This window comes from Spirosoma gilvum (assembly GCF_054776815.1).
Genome location: NZ_BAAHBH010000003.1, coordinates 259670 through 286336, shown reverse-complemented (window position 1 = coordinate 286336; position 26667 = coordinate 259670). Strand labels below are relative to the sequence as shown.

The window sequence follows — 26667 nt, the reverse complement described above, 5'->3', positions numbered from 1 at the left end:
GGAAACTCTCTCTTTCACTCTTTCACTCTTTCACTCTTTCACTCTTTCACTCTTTAATCATGTCTCCAATTCGCCTTTCTGATCTGGCCTTTACGCTCGAAGCTGTCCTCGACGAAGCTTTCGGTCAGAAAGCGATGTGGGTAGTGGCCGAAACCAGCGATATTAAAAATTACCCCGATCGGGGATACTGCTTCCTGACGTTGGTGGAGCGCGACTCGGCCAGCCGCGAAACAGTGGCGAAGCTGGAAGCCTGCATCTGGCGCCGGAATTATCACACGATTGGCGATTTTGAGCGGGAAACAGGAGTGGCATTTGCCCGGAATATTCAACTGCTGCTGCTGGTATCTGTTGCATTCAACCCTGTATACGGGCTACGATTGGAGATTTTGAAGATCGATCCCTCGTATACCCTCGGCAATCTCGAACGGGAACGACAGGCCGTACTGGATTCGCTCGTCAAAAATCACCCGGATCTGGTCTGGCTCGAAGCCGGGCATTACATTACTGCTAATCAACTTTTGCCACGACCTGCCGTTCTGCAACGAATAGCCCTAATTGCGGCTCCTAATTCGGATGGCTGGCGCGATTTCCGGCATGAGCTGGCTCAGAATCCGTTTGGGTACGACTTTGTGGTGGACGAATACCTGACGCAGGTACAGGGACAGGGAGCCGAACGCGCTATATGTGGGCAACTGGAGCGTATCCGGCTCAGCGGAATTGCGTATGATAGCGTTGTGATGGTTCGGGGAGGAGGTTCGCAACTCGATTTTGGCTCGTTCGATACCTATTTGATGGGCCAGACAGTAGCCGGTTTCGAAATACCTATTTTGGCGGGCATCGGACACGAACGCAATGTAAGTATCACGGATTTGCTCTGCCATCAGAGTGTCAAAACACCAACCAAAGCGGCTGCCTTCCTGATTGAGCATAACCGGCAATTTGAAGAAAGTTGTCTACAGCTTCGTGAACGACTGCGCCTGGTGGCTCGGGAAGCGATGCTGACGGCTCGGGAAAACCTGGACCGGGAAACGGAACGATTGCGTTTTGTGACACAGACCTACTTTCGGGAGCGCCATACCGATCTTACCGAAAAGGCGGTCACCCTACGACACCTCGACCCGTCGAATGTATTACGACGTGGCTATGCCCTTCTACTTCGGAATGGACGGATCGTTACGCAGGCTAGTTATGTTCAGCCAGACGAAAACCTTCAGGTGCAGATGCGTGACGGAACGCTAAATATTAAGGTTATAGAGTTATAGTGTTATAAAGTTGTAACGTTTTTAATGAGCCGGGCAACGTTACAACTTTATAACACTATAACTCTGAAACTACCCAAAAATGACTTATCAGGATGCTTACGACCAACTGACGACGCTGGTCGATGAAATTGAGAATGAACAGGTTCCTCTGGATGAACTACCCGCCAAGATTCGGATGGCTACTGAGCTGATCACATTCTGTCAGGAACGGCTTCGGGCAGTAGAAACGGAGTACCAGGAGGTTATCGAAAAGTTGCCGAAGCGATAAATTAGGATTTTTATTATAAGGTCGTATGTAACCTTTGCTAAACCTTGCCTAATTTTATCCCCAATGAAAAATGTAGGGTGGTTTTAGGAAAGTGTTGGTTGTGATGAATGAATAAGCCCCCCATTTACCGCCTGATTGAGTCTGTTGAAAATATGAATTTATTCGCCAATATAACGAATGTCTTAAGTTCGGATGTTCTGTCGCGCATTGCTACGTACATCGACGAACCACCTGCTAAAACTACCAAAGCCGTCAACGGTCTCGTCTATACGATTGTTGGGGGGCTGATGAAACGGACTACGAGCGAAATAGGTGTTAATCAACTATATAGCCACATTCAGAAAGGCCGGTTCGATGGATCGTTAGCTGAGAATCTGGCTACTGTTCTCCGCGATCCATCACTTACCAATACGCTCATCATGCAGGGCAACGATGTCATTAGCCACTTGCTGCCTGCCATGAAAAGTTCGATTGGTAACATGATTTCGGGCTATGCAGGGATTCGCAACTCGTCGGCCATTGCTCTGTTAGGTTTGATCACCTCACTTGTACTTCATGTATTGGGTAAACAGGTAAAAGATCAGAAACTTGATGCCGACGGATTGGCTGCGGCTTTATTTACGGAACGGGAAACTTTTGTCAATGCCGTACCGGAGGACTTTATGCCCCAGTTGGTGGAGAAAGTAGGGCTTCATCAGGTTGTGGCTGGCTTAGCCATGCCTGCCCGGCGTTCAGCAGAGTCGTCGGGTCGTTCGACGGCAACAGCTACCCGCCCGGCGGTCAGCTATGAGCCTGTAGATGATTCTGATAACGAAAACGAAACCTTAACCAAGTGGGGCGTAGGGGCCCTGATTGCTGTAGCACTGGCTATTGGCGGGTATTATCTTTATCAGAATACCCAACGGTATTCTGATAGCAAGGAAGAAGTGCAGGACGTAACCACGATCACCAGCGATACGGTACAGGCTGATACGGTGGCGCGGTCTTTGGCTGTTCCTATTGACTCTTCGGCCAAAACTCCTCCTAAGTCAACCTCTGTGGCAGCCGCCACCACTACGGCAGCGGCTTCGACGCCGGTAGCCACTGCTGGTGATCTGACCAGTCGCATAACCCCCTATTTAACGAATGCAGCCCTACCTAAAGGTCGTGTATTCCCATTAACATCCGTTACCTTCCAACCCGGCTCATTCTCCATGACACCGGGCTCAGAGGCTGGTATCAACGAACTGGTTACACTGCTGAAAACCCATCCTAGCTTACAGGTCCAATTTGTTGGCTATGCTAATGACGCCAAAGGCGATATGACCAACAAAAGCCTGTCGTTCAAGCGGGTAGTTGAAATTAAGCATCGGTTGATGGCCGCTGGTATTGATTATATGCGACTCGATGCCATTGGTCGCGGTACGGGGGTTTCCAAGGCCGACACATCGGGTATTCCAAAGCCAACCATGCGAAAAATCGATGTGAAAGTCGTGGTCAAATAATCACGTTTTTTCGATAAATAGCTGCCAATGAAAAGGTCTGCCCGTACGTACGGGCAGACCTTTTCATTGGTTCATTATCCAGGAAGTTGTTGAGAATTTCTAGTCATTTTCTCTAAACAACTTCACTCGACTACAGTTCATACCCCATAGTGACTAACTAACAAACTGGTATGAACACACAAACAGGAAAAACCGCTCTGATTACAGGTGCCTCCAGCGGTATCGGTCAGGAAATTGCCAAACTGTTTGCTCAGGATGGCTATAATTTAGTGTTGGTAGGCCGTAGCGATGAAAAATTGGAACGGTTGTCCGACGTCTTCAAAAATAACTATGGTACCCAGCAAATCACCGTAATTGGCAAAGACTTAGCCACCGAAGATGCCGCACAGGATGTGTATGATCAGGTTAAGGCCAAAGGAATAACTATTGATGCGCTGGTTAATGATGCGGGCGTTGGTCTTTACGGCATGTTTGCTACGGATACGGATTGGGAGCGGGAAAAAGCCATGATCCACCTGAATGTGCTAACTCTCACCCAGATGACCAAGCTGTTTCTGTATGACATGCTCTCCCGGAACGACGGTAAAATTCTGAATCTGGCGTCGATAGTTTCTATTACCCCAAATCCGATGATGGCGGTGTACGCTGGTACAAAGGCCTACGTGTATAATTTCACCCAATCGCTTATCAACGAGCTGAAGGATACTAATGTGACGGTGACGGCTCTCCTGCCCAATGCAACCGATACGGATTTCTTCCACAAAGCGGGAGCCGACAACACGAAGGTAACCGACGAAGTCCAGGATCCGATGATGGTGGCTAAGGCCGGTTATGATGCTTTAATGGCGGGCAAACACAAGGTTATTCCGGGTGGACTGAAAAATAAATCGTACGAAATTCTGGCTTATGTAGCTCCTCAGGAAACGTTGGCAGCTGTGATGCGAGGCAAAATGGCCCAAAAACCGGAACCCGAAGAGGCCGAAAAATCGTCGGCAGCGGCCTGGGGTATTGGCTTCGGCATTGCCGTACTGGCAGGTATTGCTCTTGGGGTCGCCTATGCTAACTCCAATGCCCTTGATCGAGTAAAATATCGGTATAAGGCAAAATCGTGGGGCGATACGATTTCGGATGCACTCTCATCCGTGACCGACAACGTAGTCGACTCCTTGGTTGATGCGTATAAATCCACGAAGAGTAAAGCTGAAAAGGTTGTTGCTCGCGAAGCCGAAATGGTCGAAGATGAAGTTGAAGCTTAATAAGTTCAAATTATAAGCCTTGCCGAAGTTGATCTAAAGTCATGAAAAACTCATCATTCTGGCGCATTGCTACCGCCGTTGTCGCCGTAGGAAGTATAATTTACACGACCGTTATGAGCAATCGGTCAGGGTCGCAGGCCGATCAGCAGGCCGACGATGATGAACCCGGCGGCTCAGAATATGAATACGACGTTCCGCCCGAATACCAGCACGTTTTTGAGAAAAACAGCCTGGTACCGGCTGGCTGGGCATTTGGCGTTGTCTGGTCAACGATTTATACAGGCTTAACGGCGCTGTCGGTACACCAGGCTCTGCCAGATCAGGAGGGGAACCCCCGGTATAGTCGGGCTGTACCCTGGTGGTGGGCAAGCTGGGCTTTGAACGCTCTCTTTGGGCGATTCTTCGCCGAAAACGACCCACAGAGTATTGTCATTTCTGACTTAACGACCAAGTTCAACTTGCCAGCAGCCCTTGCGCTGCATCAGAGTCTGGAGATTGGCCAAACCGATGTACCCTCGCCTGAAAAGTATCTGCGCATTCCCGTTAGTCTGTACGCAGGCTGGCTCACGGCGGCTACGGTTGTTGGTACGCCGAATACGCTGCTAACGCTGGGGCTCTGGCAGTCCGATAAAAAGCGGGATGATGCCATCGCTTCGGGTATTCTGAGCGCTACCGCTGGTGCTGGCTATCTGATTGGGCGTCGGCTAAACGACCCGTGGTATATGCTCCCATTCGTGGCTGGTTTTTCGGGTATCGCCAGCCGCCAGTGGAATAAGCACTCACTAGTGGGCTGGACGGCGGCCGTTCTGGCTGCTGCTTACGCCGGTGCCCTTGCCTATTGGCTACCCAAAGGTAAATTCCATGACTACAACCGGATTGCCGTTCACGATGCCGAAGCGGAAGTGTTAGCAGGCCCCATGGAAACCGACGAACCTGTTCAGGCAGCCATCGCCCGCGAACGGACTAAGCCTTTTGAGGTTGAACATATTGATTAAGTTTTATTCAGCAAGTAGTCAAAAAGCCATCTCTATAACAGGGGTGGCTTTTTGGCTACTTAATACGTTACACATAGCCTCAATTAAAGACATTTTGACCGAAAACCATACATAATACCCATAAAACAGGCCAAAATGTCCGAAAAACTTCCCCGGCCCGTGATTTGTTAATGAACAAGGTAGAATGCACAATGAATAATGTCGGAGGCTCCAAAATCCCATATGCATTGTACATTATCCATTTCATTCCTGAACAATCATGGACTTTAAGAATTACACCATCAAAGCACAGGAGGTCGTGCAGAAGGCGTCGGAAATTGCCCTCGGAAACGGCCAGCAAGCTATTGAAACAGGTCACCTGCTCCAGGCGATTCTGTCGGAAGATGAGAACGTGATTGGTTTTATCACTAAGAAATTAGGGATAAACCTACAGAATACAACCAGCGCTTTACAGGCTATACTGACCACTTACCCTAAAGTGTCGGGCGGCAATGGAAGCGTTTACCTAAGTAATGATACAGCCGTAGCCTTAGCCAAAGCCAGCACCATCACTAAAGAATTCGGCGACGAATTTGTCAGTGTCGAACTGATGCTGTTGGGACTTATGGCGGGTAAAGACCAAATTGCAACGCTATTAAAAGATGCCGGTTTTGTCGAAAAACAAGTGAAGGCGGCCATCAATGAACTTAGAAAAGGAAACTCAGTGAAAGACCAGAACGCTGAAGCAAAATATCAATCGTTAGATCGGTACAGTGTTAACCTGAACGAACGCGCCCGCACGGGTAAGATCGACCCAGTAATCGGCCGCGATGAAGAAATCAGGCGTGTACTGCAGATTCTGAGCCGCCGGACCAAAAACAACCCGATTCTGCTCGGTGAACCTGGTGTTGGTAAAACCGCTATTGTGGAAGGGCTGGCCCAACGCATCGTATCGGGCGACGTACCCGAAAACCTGAAATCGAAAACCATCGTTTCGCTCGACATGGGTCTGCTCATTGCAGGGGCCAAGTATAAAGGCGAATTCGAAGAGCGTCTGAAAGCTGTTATCAAAGAAGTGACGGATTCCAATGGCGAGATCGTTCTGTTCATCGACGAAATCCACACGCTGATTGGCGCCGGTGCGGGTGGCGAAGGGGCTATGGATGCCGCCAACCTGTTGAAACCAGCCCTATCGCGCGGTGAGTTGCACACCATTGGTGCTACCACGCTGAAGGAGTACCAGAAGTACATTGAGAAAGATAAAGCGCTCGAACGCCGGTTCCAGGCCGTCATGGTCGATGAGCCCGACATGGCCGACGCCATTTCGATTCTGCGCGGTATCAAAGAAAAATACGAGCTGCACCACGGGGTTCGGATCAAGGACGACGCTGTTATTGCTGCCGTTGAACTGTCGACCCGCTACATTACCGACCGTTTCCTGCCCGACAAAGCCATCGACCTGATGGATGAAGCTGCGGCTAAACTGCGGCTGGAAATGGACTCGGTACCCGAAGAGCTTGACGAATTGAACCGGCGGATTATGCAGCTCGAAATTGAGCGCGAGGCCATCCGTCGTGAGCATGATAAGGAAAAAGAAACCTTATTGAATAAGCAAATTGCCGACCTAACCGAACAACGGAATAGCCTTCAGGCTAAATGGGAAACCGAAAAAGCATCGGTTAATGAAGGGCGAACCTTGAAAGAGGAACTTGATAAATTACGACTGGAAGCTGAACAGGCCGAACGGGCGGGCGATTACGGCAAAGTAGCTGAGATTCGATACGGTCGAATTCCTGAAATCGAAACTAAGCTGAATACCCTGGCTAAAGAAGGTGGTGACAACGGCTCGTCGGACCGGATGATGCAGGAAGAAGTTACGGCCGAAGACATTGCCGAAGTGGTTGCCAAATGGACGGGCATCCCAGTCTCGAAAATGCTGCAAAGCGACCGCGAAAAACTGCTGAATCTGGAAAAAGAACTTGGTAAGCGGGTAGCTGGTCAGCAGGAAGCCATTGAAGTCGTTTCGGATGCCGTCCGTCGGAGCCGAGCCGGTATGCAGGACCCTAAGCGGCCAATTGGTTCGTTTATCTTTCTGGGCACCACAGGGGTTGGTAAAACCGAAGTGGCCCGGACGCTGGCCGAATACCTGTTCAACGATGAGAACGCCATGGTACGGATCGACATGTCGGAGTATCAGGAACGTCACGCTGTTAGCCGACTGATTGGCGCTCCTCCGGGATACGTTGGGTATGACGAAGGTGGTCAGTTGACCGAAGCCGTACGTCGGAAACCGTACTCGGTCGTGCTACTTGATGAGATCGAAAAAGCGCACCCCGATGTCTGGAACATCCTGTTGCAGGTGCTCGATGAAGGCCGACTAACCGACAACAAAGGTCGTGTAGCGAACTTCAAGAATACGATTATCATCATGACATCGAATATCGGTAGCCACCTGATTCAGGAGAAATTTGCCGAAGATGAAGGCTGGAATCACACGCTGGTACTGGAAGAAGCTAAACGGGCGGTGATGGAGTTACTGAAACAAACTATCCGACCGGAGTTCCTGAATCGAATCGACGAAATCGTAATGTTTGAACCGCTAACGCAGGCCAACATCCGCAAGATTGTGGACATTCAGTTCGGCGAAATCAAGAAGCGACTGACCGAAAACGGTATCCAGCTCGATGCAACCGACGAAGCTTTAACCAAGCTTGGCGAAGAAGGATTCGATCCGATCTTTGGCGCCCGTCCGCTGAAACGCGTACTGCAACGCCGGGTTTTAAATGAGCTGTCGAAAAGCATCCTATCGGGCGAAGTAAAGAAAGATTCAGTCGTGCTGATGGAGTTGAATCATGACGGTGAGATTGCTTTCACCAACCTCGACGCTGAAATTGAGTTGTAAACGATACCGGCCTGATGGCCGTACAAACAAGCCCGGCTGCTGCAAAGTAGCCGGGCTTGTTTGTCTATTTATAACGTATGAATAGTTATGCTATTCATAAATAGAGTGCCTCCCTCTATGATAAATACAATTTTATTTACTTCTGCTTGCTTGTTTGCATAATTCTTCTTACTTTTGCAACAGATTTTCTAAAGCGGCATCCGTCGCGTCTCTGTTTCTCTCCTTTTTACACGCTGAGTTAGGTCTGACAGAGCCAATGTACGGATGTACAGGATGGGTTTCTGGGTGGACGCTTCATGAGTGAAGCATTTGCGCGTGGGCTAATCGTAGAATCGGTCATAATCAGTACGTCGTGCGTCGACACACTGGTTTGTTGTCATTCCCCTTTAAATAGGTCGGATCGGGCCGCCGTTGCGGGATTATATGGGTCCTTGTTGGGTCGTTGGGCAGCTTCGTTGGGCAATTCTCACAGTATCGCGCCGTTCACCGGCATACACTCGTCTTCGCTTGGAGGTTTATACATCTTATAATCCAGGTTAATGAAAACGAAAACAACCAAAGCCGTAGATCAGGCCGATCTGCTGGATATTGACAAAATTGCTACCGAACTGGCAGCACAGGCCGAACCTAAAAAAGCCAAAACCCCTAAAAAGAAAGTAACGCAGGAAGATGACCTGGCCACTGATTCGGCCGTTGAAACCGTAGTGGAAGGAGTGGCCGATAAAGTGATCATCGTAGCCGACGAACCCGTTGCAACGCCTGCCGAAGCCCCCAAAGCAACCGTCGAAACAACACCTAAAGCCGACCCTAACCAGATCCTGTTCTCTAGTCTGGATATTTCAGACGAAATTCTCCAGGCCGTAACGGATATGGGTTTTGTGAGCCCATCGCCCATTCAGGCCGAAGCCATTCCCCCCATTCTGGCCGGCCGCGACGTGATTGGTCAGGCACAAACAGGTACGGGTAAAACTGCCGCATTCGGTATCCCAGCCCTTGAACTGATTGATGTACAAGACCGTGCGGTTCAAGCGCTAATCCTCTGCCCTACTCGCGAACTGGCCCTACAGGTAGCCGACGAAATTCGGAAACTGGCCAAACACAAGCGTGGTATCCGGGTAGAAGCTATTTATGGTGGTGATTCCATCGAACGGCAGATTCGCTCCCTCAAGAGTGGTGTCCATATCGTGATTGGTACGCCCGGCCGGGTAATGGACCACATGGAGCGCAACACGCTGAAGCTCGACAACGTCAAGATGATGATTCTCGACGAGGCCGACGAGATGCTGGACATGGGCTTCCGTGAAGATATTGAAAGCATTCTGGACGACATGCCCCAGGAACGGCAAACGATTCTGTTCTCGGCTACCATGTCGAAACCCATCATGCAGATCACCCAGAAATTCCTGCAGGACCCTGTATTGGTGAAAGTGGTTAAGAAAGAGCTGACCAATACCAATATTGAGCAGGTCTATTTCGAAGTGAAGCCAAAAGCTAAAGTGGAAGTAATGTGCCGACTGATTGACACATACGACCTGAAACTGCTGCTGGTTTTCTGCAATACCAAGCGTAAAGTGGACGAAATCGTTGAAGATCTGCAAATCCGTGGGTATCAGGCTGAAGGGCTTCACGGCGATTTACGGCAGGCACAACGCAATAACGTCATGAGCAAATTCCGGTCAGGTACCACCAGCATTCTGGTCGCTACCGACGTAGCGGCTCGGGGTATTGATGTCGACGATGTAGATGCCGTTATCAACTTCGACATTCCGCTCGACGAAGAATATTATGTACACCGCATTGGCCGGACGGGCCGGGCTGGTAAGTCAGGCCGGGCGTTCTCGCTGGTGGGTCGTGACGAAAAATTCCGGTTCCGCGAAATTCAGAACTATACCAAGGTTCGGGTTGAAAAAGGCGTTATTCCGTCCTTCGAAGATATCGTTGGCATTCGGAAAGCCCGTTTCATCGAGCAACTTCAGCAGACCATTGCCGAGAGTAATGACCTGAATCTATATGATGACCTGCTTACCCAACTGCATCACGCTGGCTTCTCGACCGAACAAATCGTAGGCGCTCTGGTGAAACGTAGCATGGGTATCGAGAAAAACGAATTTGCTGACCAAAACCTGGGTCTGGACGATGACCGTCGTCGGGAGGATCGTCGGGATCGTTTCGGCGACCGTGACAAGGGTGGCCGTTTTGGCGACCGTGACGATCGTGGACGTGGCCGTTTTGCGGATCGTGATGATCGGGGTCGTGGTCGCTTTGGGGATCGTGACGACCGTGGCAACTCGCGCTTCGGCGATAGAGACCGGGGTGGTAACTTCGGAGATCGTCCACGCTTCAATGACCGTGATCGTACTGATCGGGAACGTTCGGTCGGTCCACGTGACGGTGGCCGTGGCGACGGACCGGGCCGCAACGGCTATTTCGAAAAAGACGACAAACGCCAGCCTCGCGAGCGGGAAGCCAACATGACCCGTCTGATGGTGACCATCGGTCGTCGGGATTACGTACGCCCAGGCGACATCGTAGGCGCTATTGCCGGTGAAGCTAATATTCCGGGCAACAGCATCGGCAGCATCGACATTTTCGACAAGTTCACGTATGTGGATGTACCGAAAGATGTAGCCAACCGGGTTGTCGACGCTATGGAAGGCAATACCATTAAAGGTCGTCGGGTCAATATCGAAGTGGCTCGGTAATCCTTGATTTTGATAAAGAAACAGGCTGGGAGGGCAAACCTTCCAGCCTGTTTTGTTTTGGGCCACCCGTTTTGCATATGATGTAACACTTCTGTTCAGAAACGGACAAAATCTGTACGGTTTCGGACAGGCATTTTTTACAAAAATGCCCAATTCAGCCGGATTGGGCATTTTCCTGTCATGGCATAGTAGTTGACTCCGTTAGTTAAGCCAACGAATCCTAAACCGCTAATGGTCTTGCTAGTTGATGGCAGCACACGGATACAAGCAACGTTTTGTTTCCCGAACTGTCTTTGCGGGGACACTAGCCTGGAGCAGGGTCGGCATGGATTACAAAGAATAAGCAAGTCCTTGCAATCCATGCTAACCCTGACCCAGGCAACTCTTTTCCCCTAAACCCTTAGCCTTTATGCTCAGAAACTATCTCAAAATCGCGTTTCGGAATCTATCCAAAAACAAGGCGTACTCGGCTATTAATATTGTCGGGCTGGCAGTCGGCATGGCAATAGCCATGTTGATTGGTTTATGGATTTATGATGAACTGTCGTTCAACAAATTCCATAAGAACTACGACCGGCTGGCTCAACTGTATATTAACCAGACATTCAACGGGACTACAGGAAGCAGTCGGGCTGTATCTCTTCCTTCGGCCACTACGATCAAAAACAACTATAAATCGGACTTTTCCGACGTAGTGCTGGCTTCGTGGAATTATGGTCACCTGCTGGTAAACGGCGAGAAGAAGATCAATAAAGAAGGCATGTATGCCGAGCCTGAGCTGCCGAAGATGCTCTCGCTCAACATGCTCAAAGGGGATTACGCCACAGCCCTTAAGGAGCCATCGTCCATTCTTATTTCCGAATCGATTGCGAAAGCCTTGTTTGGTGATGCTGATCCAATGGGAAAGATCATCAAAACAGACGCTAAGCGCGATGTGAAGGTGACGGGGGTTTTTGAAGACCTGCCGTTCAACTCCGAGTTTTACCGTGTCAATTTTTACCTACCCTGGAGCGCTTACCTGGCCGATAACCCCTGGGTGAAAGAGTCGTTGCAGCAATGGGGAAATCACTCCTTCCAGAGCTTTGCCCAGATTGCCGACCGGGCGGATATGGATAAAGTATCGGCCAAAATCCAGGATGTAGAGAAAAAACACGCTTCGGTCAGCGAAAAGCCGGAGTATTTCTTACATCCAATGAGCCGCTGGCACCTCTACTCCGACTTTAAAGACGGCAAAAACATTGGAGGGGGTATCCAGTTTGTCTGGCTGTTCAGCCTGATTGGGGTGTTTGTACTGCTGTTGGCCTGCATCAATTTCATGAACCTGAGCACCGCCCGAAGCGAGAAACGGGCAAAAGAAGTAGGGATTCGCAAAGCCGTTGGCTCGCTTCGTCAGCAACTGATTTTCCAATTTCTGAGCGAATCGATGCTGGTCGTTTTCTTCTCTCTGATTATCGCTCTCATCATTGTACTAATTGCCATACCGTCGTTCAATGATCTATCGGGCAAGCAGGTTAGTATTCCATTCGCCAACCCCATTTTCTGGTTGCTTCTGATCAGCTTCTCGCTCATCACGGGTTTCCTGGCTGGAAGCTATCCGGCGCTATATTTATCGTCGTTCAATCCGCTGAGTGTGCTGAAAGGTACATTCCGGGTAGGGCGCTGGGCAGCTATTCCCCGCAAAGTGCTGGTGGTGGTTCAGTTTACGGTGTCCATTACGCTCATCATTGGCACTCTCATTGTATTCCGGCAGATTCAGCACGCTAAAAATCGCCCGGTTGGCTATGACCGGTCCAATCTGCTGCAAACTTCCCTTAGTCCCGGAACAAACGGCAAATACAACCCGCTGCGGGAAGATTTGCTCAAAACGGGCGTGGTGTATGAGATGAGCCAGTCGTCGAGCCCCACAACCGGCATCTGGTCCAATCAGATTGGGTTCGAGTGGGAAGGCAAAGACCCGAAATCATTACCTCTGTTCGGCATTGTGGCCTGTAGTCATCATTTTGGCAAAAGCATCGGCTGGCAGATTCTGGAAGGCCGTGATTTCTCGAAAGAGTTTTCAACCGATACCTCAGCCTTTATTCTCAACGAATCGGCCGTCAAACTGACCGGTTTGAAAAATATCGTCGGCAAAACCATCCGCTATAACGGCAAGCCCATGCAGGTCGTAGGTGTTGTGAAGAATATGGTGATGGAATCACCCTACGAACCCATCAAACCGACTATTTTCCTGATCAATTACGACTGGGCAAATGTGGTCAGTATCAAGCTAAAGCCTAATGTACCGATTGACGATGCCCTCAAGCAGGTCAAAGCGGTTTTCAAAAAATACGACCCTGATACACCTTTCGACTTCAAATTCACCGACGAAGAGTACGATGCCAAGTTCCGGGCCGAAGAACGGGTAGGTAAACTGGCGCGGGTATTTGCCGTATTGGCCATCTTTATCAGTTGTCTCGGCCTGTTCGGTCTGGCTTCATTCGTGGCGGAACAGCGGATTAAGGAAATTGGTGTTCGGAAAGTACTGGGCGCGTCGACATTCAGTTTGTGGGGATTGCTGTCCAAAGACTTTGTGCGTCTGGTCATCATTTCGTTCCTGATTGCCACGCCCATTGCCTGGTATTTCCTGGACGACTGGCTCCAGCACTATGATTACCACACCACCATTTCCTGGACCATTTTTGCTCTGTCTGGTTTAGGAGCCACCTGTATTACACTCATGACCGTCAGTTATCAGGCCATACGGGCCGCCTTAATGAACCCAGTAAAATCGTTACGAACGGAATAAATAGCGAGGAGCATGGGGCTAGGGGCAAGGTGTAAACTTCTCCCTGCTCCTCGCTCCTAGCCCCATGCCCTATGCTACGCAACTACATCAAAATTGCCTGGAGAAATATCTGGAAGAACAAGACCTTCTCCTTCATCAACATTCTGGGGCTGGCCTTAGGCATGGCCTGTAGCCTGCTCATCATGATCTGGGTGCAGGACGAACGCCATATGGATCACTTCCATACGAACGATGCCCGGCTCTATCGGGTGATGGAAAACCAGCATTATGTGGGTGTGATCAACACGTTTGCGTCGACGCCAGGGATTCTGGCCGAAAACATTGTGAAAGACATTCCCGAGGTTCAGATGGCGAGCCAGATGCTTTGGGAAGAACAAACGCTGTTTACGGTAGGCAATACGTTCGAGAAAGAGAAAGGCCGTTCGGTACAGGGCGATTTCCTGACGATGTTTTCGTTTCCGCTCAAGGAAGGGGACCCCAAAACGGCTCTCAAACGACCCGATGGACTGGTTATTAGCCAGAAACTAGCCGACAAATATTTCAAAGGGCAGAATCCGATGGGTAAAATCATCCGGGTCGATAATACCGACGATCTGATGGTAACGGGTGTCCTGGCCGATATTCCCGAAAACTCCTCACTGAAATTCGACTACCTCAAAAGCTTTGACCACTGGTTGAAAAACAATAAATGGGCCAAAGAATGGGGTAATAACGGGCCACGCTGCTATGTGATGCTGGCCAATAACGCATCGGTCGATAAGGTCAATGCCAAGATTAAGAACTATATCAAAACCAAGAATAAAGACAGCAACGTGGAGCTGTTTTTGCAGAACTACGGCGATTCGTACCTCTACTCGAACTGGGAAGGTGGGGTGCAGAATGGCGGACGGATTGAGTACGTACGCATCTTTTCGATTGTTGCCATTTTTATTCTGGCTATTGCCTGCATCAACTTCATGAACCTGGCCACGGCCCGCTCGGTCAAACGGTCGAAAGAAGTAGGTGTCCGGAAAGTAGTAGGTGCTTATAAGGCTAGCCTGATCGGGCAGTTTCTGGGTGAGTCCATGTTGATTACGGTGCTCTCGCTGGTGTTTTCGGTCTTGATTGTTTTATTGATCCTGCCCGTTTTCAACGAACTGACCAGCAAAACACTCTCGCTCGATTTTTCCGACCCTACCTTCCTGCTCCTGCTGATTAGTTTGTCAATCGTAACCGGGCTTGTATCGGGAAGTTATCCGGCCTTGTTCATGTCGGCGCTGAATCCGGTGGTTATTCTGAAAGGTTCGCTAAAGTTCAGGTCGAGTGCAACGTACTTCCGCAAAGGGTTGGTGGTGTTGCAGTTTGGCCTGTCGATCATGCTGATTCTGGGTACGCTGGTTGTGTATCGCCAGATCAACTACATCCAGACGAAAAACCTGGGTTATGACCGCGAAAACTTACTATACACGTCGCTGGAAGGTGACCTGCAACGCAACTTCCCCACGTTCCGGCAGGAGCTGGAGCGGCAACCGGGCATTAAATCGGTGACCTGTGCGCAGTCGGACCCATTGGAAGTAGGCAGTTCGACCCAGGGCGTACGCTGGCCCGGAAAAGATACGACCCAACTGATCCTGTTCAGCCAGAACGCCGTTTCGTATGACTACATCAAAACGATGGGCATCAAATTGCTCGACGGACGCGATTTTTCGAAGGATTTCAGCACCGACACCAGCAACTACATCATCAACGAAGCATCGGCCCGGAAAATCGGTTATAAAAATCCCGTTGGCAAAGAATTGACGATGTGGGGCAGGAAAGGGAAAATCATCGGCCTGATGAAAGACTTCCACTTCAACTCGCTCCACAGTGCCATTGAACCACTGATCCTGCATTTACAACGCGGCAACGATACGACCCGAAACTGGGGTACGATTCTGGTGCGTACGCAGGCTGGCGAAACTAAACAGGCGATTGCGAGTATGGAGTCGCTGCACAAGAAATTCAACCCGCACTTCCCGTTCAAGTACCTGTTTACGGATCAGGAGTTTGGAAACCTGTATAAAGCCGAAAATACGGTCAGCAAATTGGCTAGCTATTTCGCCTTTCTGGCCATTTTCATTTCCTGTCTGGGTCTGTTTGGGTTAGCCGCCTTCACGGCCGAACAACGCACGAAAGAGATTGGTATTCGAAAAGTGCTGGGGGCCAGTGTACCCAATCTGGTCGGTATGCTCTCGAAAGAGTTTATACTGCTGGTGCTACTGGCGGCTTTCATTGCCTTCCCACTGGGTTGGTATTTCCTGAGTGGCTGGCTGGAAAAGTATGCCTACCGCATCGAGCTGGCGTGGTGGTATTTCGTAATTGCGCTGGTTGCAGCTATGCTCATTGCCCTGATAACGGTAAGTTTTCAGAGCATTAAAGCGGCTTTATTGAATCCGGTCAAGTCGTTAAAAACGGAGTAGAGACGCGAAGGATCGCGTCTCTACGCAAAGATTTCGTTTAATACCAGTTCGATTCCGGTTGTTGGATCGGTCAGGGTTGTATCATCGGTGAAGAATTTATACTGATTCAGACTGGTATATACAGAGATCGCTTTGAAGATGGGCATAACTAACCAACAAGACTGGACACCCGCGTTGAAATACCGCTCGAATTTGGCGATGATCTCAGCATCCGATTGGGATGGAGAAACAATTTCAATAACCGTCAGGGGCATCTCAGTCATCGACGAGATGTCATGCAGAAAGTCGATTTGCAGTTTAGGATAAATGGCGATGTCAGGAACGGTATCAGGGCGTTCTGGCATCGATAGGTTGATTTCGGGCAGTAGAGAAAATTGGTTGCGATAATGAAGTTTTAGCGCAAAGGTCAAATTGCCCTGTATAATCGAATGATTCAGAGTTGGTATAGGTTTCCCTCGCTGGAGTTCGTAATCAGATACTTGTTCGATGATTTCTTCCATAATCGACAGTATTTTTTGGCAGAGTGATTTAGTCAAAGATAATAAAACCCGGTACTATGTTTCGAAACTATCTTAAAATCGCCGTTCGGAATCTGTGGAAAGCCAAAGCGTTTTCTGCGGTCAATGTGCTGGGACTAGTCGTTGGCATCACGGCCTGTCTGATGATTCTGGAGTATGTTAGTTTCGAGCTAAGCTTCGACCGCTTTCAAAACGGCATCGACCGGATTTATCGCGTTACCAACGACCGTTTCCAGAAGGGAAAGCTCGTGCAGCATGGTACCATCACTTACCCACTCATCGGTAAAACGATGGCGAAAGATTATAACGAAATTGAAGGCTATACGACAATTGTGGGTGGTGGCAATCTTAAGTTTCGTCTGGACAAAACCATTTACCCCGAAGACAACGGCCTATACGTCGACGACCACTTTCTGACGTTTTTTACGTTCCCCATGCTAGTGGGCGATCCGAAAACGGCCATGAAAGCGCCCAACAGCCTGGTACTAACGGAAAGCAACGCCCAACGTATTTTTGGCGTTTCATCCGGCAACTATACCAAACTGATCGGCAAAACGCTGTTCATCGACCGGGATACGGTGCCGTTTCAGATTACGGGTATTATCAAAGACGTTCCGGCTACTTCACACCTGCAATTTGGTGCCTTGTTCTCCTACGAAACGCTGGTCAGAACCTGGGGCGACTGGGTGAAAACGAGTTGGGATGGTTCGGATATGTGGCACTACCTCAAACTCAAGCCCAATGCCGATGCGGCTGCACTGGAAAGCAAATTCCCGGCGTTCAGCGATCAATATTTCAAAGGCGATCAGGTATCGGGTAGTGTTGAGAAATTTTACTTACAGCCCCTGAGCAAAGCCCATCTGTACTCCGATTACGAGTATGAAATCGGGGTGATCAACAATGGGAAAGCGGTTTGGACCATGCTCATCATCGCGGTATTTATTCTGCTCATTGCCTGGATCAACTACATCAATCTGGCCACGGCCCGGTCGCTGGAACGCGCTAAGGAAGTGGGCGTTCGGAAAGTAGCAGGCGCTACAACTAGTCAACTTATCCGGCAGTTCCTGTCCGAATCCATTCTATTGAACCTGGTCGGCTTGCTACTTGCCCTTCTGCTGACGGTAGCCTTACAACCGCTGCTGAACGAGCTTATTGGGCGACCACTATCGTTGTCGCTGCTCATGGGTGCGGGCTACGGGGACACGCTGATGGCCCTGAGTTTGCTACTCGTTTTTGTCCTGGGCATGCTGCTTTCCGGTTTTTATCCGGCCTTTGCCATTTCGTCGTTTCAGCCCATCAGCGTCCTGAAGGGAAGTTTCAAACGGTCGGTAACGGGAATATGGGTACGTAAATCGCTGGTCGTCTTTCAGTATACGGCTTCCATCGCCCTGATTGTCGGCACGTTCATCGTCTTCCGGCAAATCGACTACATGCGGAAAGAAAACCTGGGGTTCAATATGGAGCAAACGCTGGTGATTCCCGGCCCAGACCTCACCAACTGGGACTCAACTTCCATTGATCGCATCAACAGCTTTAAAAACGATCTCAGGCAATATCCCGCCATTAAAGCGACCTCGGCTTCGATCAATCTGTTTGGTGATCGACTTCCCCGCTCATTCAATGTGAAGCGGGTTGGCTCAAACGAAGCGAAGGGAGTTACGGTCAGCAGGATGGCCGTTGACCATGAGTTCTTTACTACCTACACCGTGCAGCGGTTGGCCGGGCGGGATTTCCGGGTAACTGACTCCAATCCAAATCTGCAGAAGGTGACCAACACCATTCTAAACCGATCGGCGGCCAAATTACTTGGGTTTACGGATGCGAATGCCGCTGTAAGTCAGAAAATTCAGTTTTTCGGCAGATCCTGGGAAATCGTTGGCGTTGTTGATGATTTTCACCAACAGTCGCTTCGCCATCCGATTGAACCCATTGTTTTCCTGCCCTACTATGCCAACGGAGGGTATTATTCATTCAAAGTTGCCACGGCCGATCTACCGCAAACCGTTGATCTTATTAAGCAGAAATACCAGGCATTTTTTCCGGGCAACACGTTCTCGTATTTCTTTATGGATGAGCAGTTTAACCGGCAGTACAAAGACGATCGGATTTTTGGTAAGATCACTAGTTTCTTTTCGCTGTTGGCTGTACTGATTGCGTCACTGGGCCTGTTTGGTCTATCATCGTACACCATTGCCCAGCGCACGAAAGAAATAGGCATTCGGAAAGTGCTGGGTGCTTCGGTATCGGGTATTGTGGCCCTGCTGTCGAAAGATTTTCTGAAGCTAGTGCTGGTTTCCATTCTGATTGCCTCACCCATTGCGTGGTTCGGAGCCAATCAATGGCTGGCCGACTTCGCCTACCGCATCGACATACCGTGGTGGGTGTTTGTATTGGCAGGTGCACTGGCGGTTGCCATCGCTTTCGTAACAGTAAGTTTCCAGAGTATCAAAGCTGCCCTGGTGAATCCAGTGAAATCATTAAAAACGGAATAAATGGCGTGGAGCAGGGAGCAGGGAGCGTGGAGTAATTCAATCCTTGCCCTTGGCCCACGCTCCACGCCCCCTGCTCCTATGCTCTTCAACTATCTCAAAATCGCCCTGCGGAATTTAAGCAAGAACCGTGTTTATACCCTGCTCAATATTGGCGGACTGACGACTGGCCTAGCCTGTTTTGCCTTTATTGCCCTGTGGATCAGCGACGAGTGGAGTTATGATCGTTTCAACGAAAAAGCGGATCGGATTTACCGGATTTCGGGGAGGATCATCAACGAAACAGAAACCTTCGAGCATGCGGTGTCGTCGGTACCGATGGGACCTAATCTGAAAAACGATTATCCGGAGGTGGAAAACTACGTTCGGTTCGACCAGAGCGACGCCATTGTCAAAAACGGTACGCAGCAATTTCTGGAAAAGGATATTCTGGCAACCGATCCCTCGTTCTTCGACGTTTTCAGTTATAGTCTCACCCAGGGAAATCCTAAAACGGCCCTCCGTGACCCCTATTCACTTGTGCTGACGGAAAGCATGGCCAAAAAATACTTTGGGGCCGAAAATCCTCTCGGCAAGTCACTGACGATTCTTCTCTACGACAGTACGGGTCGGGGCTTACCGTTCCGCATTACAGGCGTTATGCCCGACGCGCCCAAAAACGCCCATTTCAACTTCAATTTTCTGACCTCCTTTGAATCCCTGATCGCCTTCGATCGGCGGCAATTTATGTCGTCCGATGCCTGGGGCGACAATAGTTATTATACCTATCTCTTGCTCAAACCGGGTGTCGATTACAAATCGCTGGAAGCCAAACTGCCTCAATTCTACGAGAAACACATTGCCCCGATCATGCGTAAGTATGGGGATAACAGCAGCCGTACCGAATTTACGCTACAACCCTTAACCGACATTTACCTAACCTCGCACCGGCGCTATGAAATCAACCCAACCAGCAGCCTGAACAACCTGTATATTTTCGGTACCGTCGGACTGTTTATTCTGTTACTGGCCGGTATCAACTACATGAATCTGGCAACGGCACGGTCGGTTCAGCGGGCCAAAGAAACGGGTGTCAAAAAAGTCATTGGCGCCTTGAAGGGTCAGTTAATCAGTCAATACCTGGTCGAAGCGTTAGTGCTAGCCCTTGTGTCGTTCGTGCTGGCCATAGGCCTTTGTCAACTGGCCCAGCCCCTTTTCGAACTTATTACGGATAAGGCGGTTTCCGTGTCCGACTCGCCTATCCTCGTTGGCTTTATGCTGGGGGTAGCCTTACTGTTGGGCTTGCTTTCTGGTCTTTACCCTGCTTTCGTCATCTCGTCGTATAGCCCCATAACCGTACTGAAAGGGTCATTCACCACCTCGACTAAAGGTACCTGGCTGCGTCAATCCTTAGTGATTTTACAGTTTACGATTACTGTTATTTTGCTGGTGGGCATTCTAGTGATTAACGCGCAGATGTCGTTCATTCAGCATAAGAACTTAGGCTTTACCAAAGATGCGCTTCTGACGCTGATGGTAACCGACCGCGATGTTCAGACCAATGTGGAAGCATTCAAAAACGATGTACTGGCCAGCAATCTAGTCAAGGGATTAACCACCTCGAATAGCATTCTGGTGGGTGGGCTGGGCAACAACGGCGTCAGCACGGTCGATCGGCAGGGTAAGAAAGTATCAACCAGTATGTATCGGCTGTTGGTCGATTATGATTACCTCAACGTGATGAACATAGCCCTGGCAGCCGGTCGTAATTTTTCCCGCGAGTTTCCGGCCGATGCCCGAACCGATTCTACGCAAAACTACCTGCTGAACGAAGCGGCTATCAAGTCATTCGGCTGGCGAAATCCGGCGGAAGCCATTGGCAAACCGTTTGCGATGAATGGCAAACGAGGAGTTGTCGTTGGGGTGGTCAGGGACTTTCATTTTAATTCGTTACAGCACAAAGTTGAACCGGTGGCACTGCTGCTTCGTGGCGAAAACTTTGCCCGGATGGTACTAAAAATAGACATGCAGCATCCGAAGGAATCGATTGCCTGGATCGAAAAACAATGGAAGAGCCACTTCCCGACGGCCTATCTGGACTTTAGTTTCCTGGATGAAAAACTCGGGGAGCAATATCAGGCGGAGACTCGTTTTGCGGCTATTTTCTTTTATTTCTCCCTGCTCTCGGTTTTAATTGCCTGCCTGGGCTTATATGGACTTACCGCATTTGCTACCCAGCAACGGACCAAGGAAATCGGCGTTCGGAAGGTATTGGGCGCATCTGTTTCCAGCATTGTCACCCTACTGTCGAAAGATTTCCTGAAGCTGGTGTTGATTTCGACACTGGTGGCGGCACCCATTGCCTGGTACGTGATGGATCGATGGCTGCAGGATTTCGCTTATCGAATCGATGTTGCCTGGTGGATGTTTGTTGTCGCCGGTCTGCTGGCGTTTGGCATTGCGTTATTGACCGTCAGTTTCCAGAGTATTAAAGCAGCGTTGATGAATCCCGTAAAATCACTTAAAACGGAATAAATGGCGCGGAGCTGGGAGCGTGGAGCTGGGAGTAATTCAATCCTTGCTCCTTGCCCCCAGCTCCACGCTCCCAGCCCTTATGTTCAAAAACTACATCAAAATCGCCTGGAGAAACCTGCTGAGAAATAAGCCGTTTTTCCTCATCAATACCCTCGGTCTGGCTGTGGGTATGGCCGCTTGTCTGCTCATTTTGCAGTACGTTACCTTCGAGCGGAGTTACGACAGTTTCCATTCCGATGGGCAAAACATCTACCGCGTTGAGCTGGATAGTTATCAGAATGGCAAGCTGGCCTTTAAGTCGGCGACATCCTATCCGGCTATTGCGCCTACGCTGAAGAAAGACTTTCCTGAAGTAGTGGAAACGGCCCGGCTCTACGACGCCAACACGGGCGTGGTGACCTACCAAAATATCCATTACCGGGAAGACAACTACTACTTCGCCGACAATTCGATTTTCAATCTGTTCAAGATTGACTTTCTGAGTGGCAATCCGGCGACTGCGTTGACCGATAAAAATACAGTAGTCATGTCTGAACGGATCGCCCACAAATATTTTGGCAATCAGAATCCGCTGGGCAAAACAATTAAACTGGGTAACGATCCGTATCTGGTCAAGGGTGTTTATAAAGATTATCCAAAAAACTCTCACCTTGAACTGGATCTGATCTTCTCCTACCTGACTGACCGGGACGCCCAAACGAGCTGGGGCTGGTACGATTTCTTTACCTACGTAAAACTGAAGCCTGGTACGAATCCCCAACAATTTGAGGCCAAGATGACGGACCTGGTCAGTAAATACGAGCCAAACCGGGCAAAAAACGGCAATCTGAACAAGTTACTCCTTCAGCCCCTGCGAGATATTCACCTGAATTCGAACCTGAATCAGGAAGCCGAAGTCAATGGTAATGGTCGCTCGATAGCGGTATTATCGATTATTGCCTTATTTATTTTAGCCATCGCCTGGATCAACTACATCAATCTGGCCACGGCCAGGGCCATGGATCGGGCGAAAGAAGTGGGAATCCGCAAAGTAGCCGGTGCCGAACGTACGCAACTGATCTTCCAATTCCTCCTGGAATCGCTGATACTCAATCTGCTGGCCGTAGCCGTGGCGCTGATCATCGTTCAACTCAGCGCTCCTTATTTCAATAGCCTGACTGGCCGACCACTCTCCTTGGCCCAATGGTTACAGCGCGATTTGTGGCTTCCGGCAGTTGGGGTGTTTATGGCCGGAACGTTGCTATCGGGTTTGTATCCAGCCTTCCTGCTTTCGGGCTTCCAGCCGATCACTGTCCTGAAAGGGAAGCTCAATAACCTGACCGGTGGGCTTTCACTTCGACAAAGCCTTATTGTGTTCCAGTTTGTCGCTTCGGTTATACTGATTATTGGCACCATTACGGTCTACCGTCAACTGCGATATATGCAGGAACAGGATTTGGGCTTTAGCGTTGCCAACAAACTCATTGTACGGGGCATCGAAAACACCGATTCAACCTACGAAGCCAAAGCCAATGCCTTCAAACAGGAACTGATTAATGCCAATCTGGTTGAAAAAGCCACCATTTCGGCCTACGTTCCCGGCATCGAAATTCTATGGACAAATTCGGCAAAGCGGTTAGATCGTACCGATGCGGTCAACAATACGCTCTACAACACATCGATGGATTATAACTTCCTGGATGCGTATGACATCAAACTGGCCGCCGGTCGCAATTTCGACCGCACCTTCGGCACCGATCGTCGGAATGTACTCCTCAACGAAACGGCTGTTAAACTATTGGGGTATACCAATCCGGCTGACGCAGTAGGCAAACGTATTCGATCGGGCGATACACTAACGATTGTTGGGGTGGTTAAAGACTATCACCAGCAAGGGCTGCAAAAAGGACACTGGCCAATGATCGTCCGGTTCCGCCCGTCCAATGCCCGATTCTTTTCATTGAAGCTGGCCTCTACCGACGATCTGGAGCATAAGCTGGCGGGTATCAAAGCCAAGTACGATCAGTTTTTCCCAGGCAATCCGTTTGAGTATTTCTTTTTAGATACGTTCTTCAATGAGCAGTACAAAGCCGAGCAGCAGTTTGGCCGGGTATGCACACTCTTTGCCGGATTAGCCATTTTCATTGCCTGCCTGGGGCTATTTGCTCTTGCCACGTTCATAGCGAAACAACGTACCAAAGAGATCGGCATCCGTAAAGTGCTCGGGGCCAGCATCCCCAGCCTCATTGGCCTACTCTCGAAAGACTTTTTAAAACTCATTGTTGTCGCCATTCTGATTGCGTCACCACTGGCGTGGTATGCCATGAGTCGCTGGCTCGAAGATTTCGCGTATCATATTGCCGTTCCCTGGTGGGCATTCGTGTTAGCCGGATTCGCAGCCGTTGGCATTGCCCTACTCACGGTAAGCGCTCAAAGTATAAAAGCGGCCCTCATGAACCCGGTAAAATCGTTACGAGCGGAATAAAAAGCGTGGAGCAGGGAGCGAGGTGCAGGGAGTAATTCAACCCTTGCTCCCTGCACCTCGCTCCCTGCTCCACGCTTTTTTTACCCACCTACTAAAAATTCGGCTTTATTGCCCTATGTTCGCTGCCAATCCCGTGACTTCATTTTTGGTTTATGCGACACCTGGTTCTGTCTTGTATTCTACTCTATCTTCTTGGTTCATGTACCGCTGAAAAGCAAACCGACAAAACGGAATTTGATGACCTACCGGTTTCGGGTCTTTCAGGTAAGCAACTGGCGGTAGCGCATTGCAGTCGGTGCCATGCGTTTGTGAGCCCCGATTTATTGGCAAAAACGAACTGGCGGGATGTGTTGCCAGCCATGGGGCATCGGATGGGTATTTACAGTAGTGGCGTTAGACCCGACAGTTTGTTTGATGCGGGCGAAAGTGGAGCCGTTGTGCGTGAGGCCAATATCTTTCCAGAAAAACCCGTCCTGGCCAAAGAGGATTGGCGGAAAATAGAAGCCTACTATCTCCAGAATGCGCCCGATACCATCGTACCTCCGCTTCGCAAACATCCTATCCGAATGGAGTTAAAACACTTCAAGTATCGGGAAGCTTCGTTTTCAAATCGACCTGCTTTTACCTCCCTAGTGAAGATTCTGCCCGATAATCGAGGAATCGTTTTTGGCGATGGTAAACCCCGACGCAATAACCTGACATTTCTAACCCCTGACCTGCATGAGAAGTACAGTATGCGGATAGGGACAACGCCTATTCAATTTGATGAAAAGGGCAATGAGCTGTACCTGACAACCGTTGGGAAGGGCGTTTTTCCAACCGATGCCGCCAATGGATCACTAACCCGATTGCAGAAAAATGGGACGGGGTCGGGCTATACAACAGAAACAATCGCGATTCCCAACTTACGGCGCCCCGTGTTCATGGCATACGGTGATTTGAACAAAGATGGGTTTGAGGATGTGGTCGCCTGCGAATTTGGTAACCAGACCGGGCAATTAGCCTGGTACGAAAACGATGGAAAGGGCAACTATGCCAAACGGGTTTTACGGCAGAAACCCGGTGCCAGCACGGCCATTATCAAGGATGCCAATCACGACGGCTTGATGGATATTTATGTCCTGATGGCGCAGGGTGATGAGGGCGTTTTTCTGTACGAAAACCAGGGATCGGGTAAATTTCAGGAAAAACGATTGCTCACCTTTCTGCCGCTCAATGGCTCTCAACAGATAGAACTGGCCGATTTCAACAACGACGGGTTTGAGGACATCGTCTACGTCTGTGGCGACAATGCAGACAAAACCCCGATCTTAAAAAAATACCACGGTGTCTATATTTTCCTGAATGATGGGAAAGCTAATTTTAAGCAAGCGTACTTCTATCAATTGAACGGTGCATATAAAGCCATCGTGCGCGATTATGATTTGGATGGCGACCTGGATATAGCCGCTATTTCATTTTTCCCGGATTATCAGCGTTACCCGGAAGAGAGCTTTGTGTATCTGGAAAATAAGGGGAAGTTAAAATTCGAGGATTATTCCTTTCCCGAAGCTACCCGAGGTAGATGGGTTGTTATGGATGCCGGCGACATGGATGCCGACGGGGATATTGACCTGGTGTTGGGATCGTTCGTCTATTTCATCCCCCAGGGCGATACCACTGGATTAGGCAAAAAGTGGCTCTCGGATGGACCATCGGTCATTGTTTTAGAAAATACAAGTCGGTAAAAGGATGAAGGGAAAAAGGAGAAGGGAGAAAGGGATTTGGACTGCCGACTCCCTCCCTTCTCCCTTCTCCTTTTATTGATTCACCATTTTCTCCAGCACGATCTCATACTGCTTGTCGGTGGCATTGTACCGGATGGCATATGAACTGGGGTAATAGCCTGCAGGTGCTATTTTCTGGGGTTGTTTGATCACAACGTGCTCATGCGTTGCTTTCTTCAGGTAGTCGACCGTAATCATGGGTTCGTAGAAGATAACATCCCCTTTGTTACTGCCATACAGGAAGGCCTTGGTAAATGTCTGCCCGTTGAGTTCGGGGCTGGTGGCATCCACCCAGTGGGCGCCCATCATCGGAACGGGGCCTGCACTCACATAACCCGTAGGCAGATAAGCAGCATCCGGTGCTTTACCGATTTCATTCATCTTATCCGGGGTCATCGTCAGCCGTTCGGCATTGGTGATCTTGTAAAAATGGAAATCGAAGTGCGGAATGTTGTAGATACCATCGGGCTCATGACCATGCGGCATATACGTGACGTAGGCATGCTTGAAGGGTGTCTTTGTTCCTTCGGTCGGTAGGTCGAGGACCAGTTCAGCCATGTCGGCAGGTAGGCTACTCAACGCACTTTCCGAAACAGCAATACCCACTTCATCAGGGTTTCCATTACCATCCAGCTTGACAAAGGTACGGGCGGTACCCTTGCCCAGCGTCTGCGATGTACCGTAATGGGGAGCCGTTGGGTCGGGCGTAGTGACCTCGTCTTTTTTACAGCTGGTCAACTGTAAGGTGATAGCCAATAATGGCAGCGCAATCAGATAAGTAGTCTTCATAAAAAGAGAATATTTGTTGTTTAACAGCCCAAAAGTAGCGGGACCATTACGAGCAG

At 49.7% G+C, this 26667-nt stretch carries 15 protein-coding genes; 13 read left to right on the top strand and 2 right to left on the bottom strand.

The window, feature by feature from the left end; genetic code table 11:
* Positions 1–59: 59 nt before the first annotated feature.
* The 9 genes from ACYVFD_RS09490 to ACYVFD_RS09450 all read left to right on the top strand — a co-directional run bounded on the left by ACYVFD_RS09490 (position 60) and on the right by ACYVFD_RS09450 (position 16071).
* On the top strand, positions 60–1262 hold the full coding sequence (locus tag ACYVFD_RS09490) for an exodeoxyribonuclease VII large subunit (protein WP_461089691.1): 1203 nt from the start codon (positions 60–62) through the stop codon (positions 1260–1262).
* A 79-nt stretch (positions 1263–1341) separates the two neighbouring features.
* Positions 1342–1530, top strand: a complete 189-nt coding sequence (xseB, locus tag ACYVFD_RS09485; protein WP_461089690.1) for an exodeoxyribonuclease VII small subunit — start codon at positions 1342–1344, stop codon at positions 1528–1530.
* Between the two features lie 152 nt (positions 1531–1682).
* Positions 1683–3014: a DUF937 domain-containing protein gene (locus tag ACYVFD_RS09480; protein ID WP_461090147.1), complete on the top strand. Its 1332-nt coding sequence runs from the start codon at positions 1683–1685 to the stop codon at positions 3012–3014.
* A 170-nt stretch (positions 3015–3184) separates the two neighbouring features.
* Positions 3185–4270 (top strand): SDR family NAD(P)-dependent oxidoreductase, encoded by a 1086-nt coding sequence (locus ACYVFD_RS09475; RefSeq protein ID WP_461089689.1) that lies wholly within the window; start codon positions 3185–3187, stop codon positions 4268–4270.
* A gap of 41 nt (positions 4271–4311) precedes the next feature.
* The gene (locus tag ACYVFD_RS09470) at positions 4312–5265 is read left to right on the top strand and encodes a TspO/MBR family protein (RefSeq protein WP_461089688.1); all 954 of its coding nucleotides are present in this window, start codon (positions 4312–4314) and stop codon (positions 5263–5265) included.
* Between the two features lie 259 nt (positions 5266–5524).
* On the top strand, positions 5525–8146 hold the full coding sequence (gene clpB, locus ACYVFD_RS09465; RefSeq protein WP_461089687.1) for an ATP-dependent chaperone ClpB: 2622 nt from the start codon (positions 5525–5527) through the stop codon (positions 8144–8146).
* 539 nt (positions 8147–8685) lie between these two features.
* Positions 8686–10848, top strand: a complete 2163-nt coding sequence (locus ACYVFD_RS09460; RefSeq protein WP_461089686.1) for a DEAD/DEAH box helicase — start codon at positions 8686–8688, stop codon at positions 10846–10848.
* Between the two features lie 409 nt (positions 10849–11257).
* Positions 11258–13633 carry an ABC transporter permease gene (locus tag ACYVFD_RS09455; RefSeq protein ID WP_461089685.1) on the top strand — a complete coding sequence of 792 codons (2376 nt, stop codon included), beginning with the start codon at positions 11258–11260 and terminating at the stop codon, positions 13631–13633.
* Between the two features lie 71 nt (positions 13634–13704).
* Positions 13705–16071 (top strand): ABC transporter permease, encoded by a 2367-nt coding sequence (locus ACYVFD_RS09450; RefSeq protein WP_461089684.1) that lies wholly within the window; start codon positions 13705–13707, stop codon positions 16069–16071.
* 20 nt (positions 16072–16091) lie between these two features.
* On the opposite strand, the gene ACYVFD_RS09445 is transcribed toward ACYVFD_RS09450, so the two are convergent.
* Positions 16092–16571, bottom strand: a complete 480-nt coding sequence (locus tag ACYVFD_RS09445; protein WP_461089683.1) for a Uma2 family endonuclease — start codon at positions 16569–16571, stop codon at positions 16092–16094.
* Positions 16572–16627: 56 nt separating this feature from the next.
* Between ACYVFD_RS09445 and ACYVFD_RS09440 the strand changes: the two genes are divergently transcribed.
* The 4 genes from ACYVFD_RS09440 (at position 16628) to ACYVFD_RS09425 (ending at position 25783) form a co-directional block, all read left to right on the top strand.
* Positions 16628–19081, top strand: coding sequence for an ABC transporter permease (locus tag ACYVFD_RS09440; RefSeq protein ID WP_461089682.1), 2454 nt, complete (start codon positions 16628–16630; stop codon positions 19079–19081).
* Positions 19082–19159: 78 nt separating this feature from the next.
* Positions 19160–21592, top strand: coding sequence for an ABC transporter permease (locus ACYVFD_RS09435; protein WP_461089681.1), 2433 nt, complete (start codon positions 19160–19162; stop codon positions 21590–21592).
* Between the two features lie 79 nt (positions 21593–21671).
* Positions 21672–24056 carry an ABC transporter permease gene (locus ACYVFD_RS09430; protein WP_461089680.1) on the top strand — a complete coding sequence of 795 codons (2385 nt, stop codon included), beginning with the start codon at positions 21672–21674 and terminating at the stop codon, positions 24054–24056.
* Positions 24057–24208: 152 nt separating this feature from the next.
* Entirely contained in the window at positions 24209–25783 is a 1575-nt protein-coding gene (locus ACYVFD_RS09425; RefSeq protein WP_461089679.1) for an FG-GAP repeat domain-containing protein, read from the top strand.
* A gap of 72 nt (positions 25784–25855) precedes the next feature.
* Here ACYVFD_RS09425 and ACYVFD_RS09420 read toward each other — a convergent pair whose 3' ends face one another.
* The gene (locus ACYVFD_RS09420) at positions 25856–26611 is read right to left on the bottom strand and encodes a DUF5602 domain-containing protein (RefSeq protein ID WP_461089678.1); all 756 of its coding nucleotides are present in this window, start codon (positions 26609–26611) and stop codon (positions 25856–25858) included.
* Positions 26612–26667 lie beyond the last annotated feature (56 nt).

Bases quoted from the DNA above. Each gene is read 5' to 3' on its own strand.
- ACYVFD_RS09470 (WP_461089688.1), top strand. From the start codon at position 4,312: ATGAAAAACTCATCATTCTGGCGCATTGCTACCGCCGTTGTCGCCGTA.
- ACYVFD_RS09450 (WP_461089684.1), top strand. From the start codon at position 13,705: ATGCTACGCAACTACATCAAAATTGCCTGGAGAAATATCTGGAAGAAC.
- ACYVFD_RS09420 (WP_461089678.1), bottom strand. From the start codon at position 26,611: ATGAAGACTACTTATCTGATTGCGCTGCCATTATTGGCTATCACCTTA.
- ACYVFD_RS09475 (WP_461089689.1), top strand. From the start codon at position 3,185: ATGAACACACAAACAGGAAAAACCGCTCTGATTACAGGTGCCTCCAGC.
- ACYVFD_RS09440 (WP_461089682.1), top strand. From the start codon at position 16,628: ATGTTTCGAAACTATCTTAAAATCGCCGTTCGGAATCTGTGGAAAGCC.
- ACYVFD_RS09435 (WP_461089681.1), top strand. From the start codon at position 19,160: ATGCTCTTCAACTATCTCAAAATCGCCCTGCGGAATTTAAGCAAGAAC.
- ACYVFD_RS09480 (WP_461090147.1), top strand. From the start codon at position 1,683: ATGAATTTATTCGCCAATATAACGAATGTCTTAAGTTCGGATGTTCTG.
- ACYVFD_RS09460 (WP_461089686.1), top strand. From the start codon at position 8,686: ATGAAAACGAAAACAACCAAAGCCGTAGATCAGGCCGATCTGCTGGAT.
- ACYVFD_RS09445 (WP_461089683.1), bottom strand. From the start codon at position 16,571: ATGGAAGAAATCATCGAACAAGTATCTGATTACGAACTCCAGCGAGGG.
- ACYVFD_RS09430 (WP_461089680.1), top strand. From the start codon at position 21,672: ATGTTCAAAAACTACATCAAAATCGCCTGGAGAAACCTGCTGAGAAAT.
- clpB (WP_461089687.1), top strand. From the start codon at position 5,525: ATGGACTTTAAGAATTACACCATCAAAGCACAGGAGGTCGTGCAGAAG.
- ACYVFD_RS09490 (WP_461089691.1), top strand. From the start codon at position 60: ATGTCTCCAATTCGCCTTTCTGATCTGGCCTTTACGCTCGAAGCTGTC.
- xseB (WP_461089690.1), top strand. From the start codon at position 1,342: ATGACTTATCAGGATGCTTACGACCAACTGACGACGCTGGTCGATGAA.
- ACYVFD_RS09425 (WP_461089679.1), top strand. From the start codon at position 24,209: ATGCGACACCTGGTTCTGTCTTGTATTCTACTCTATCTTCTTGGTTCA.
- ACYVFD_RS09455 (WP_461089685.1), top strand. From the start codon at position 11,258: ATGCTCAGAAACTATCTCAAAATCGCGTTTCGGAATCTATCCAAAAAC.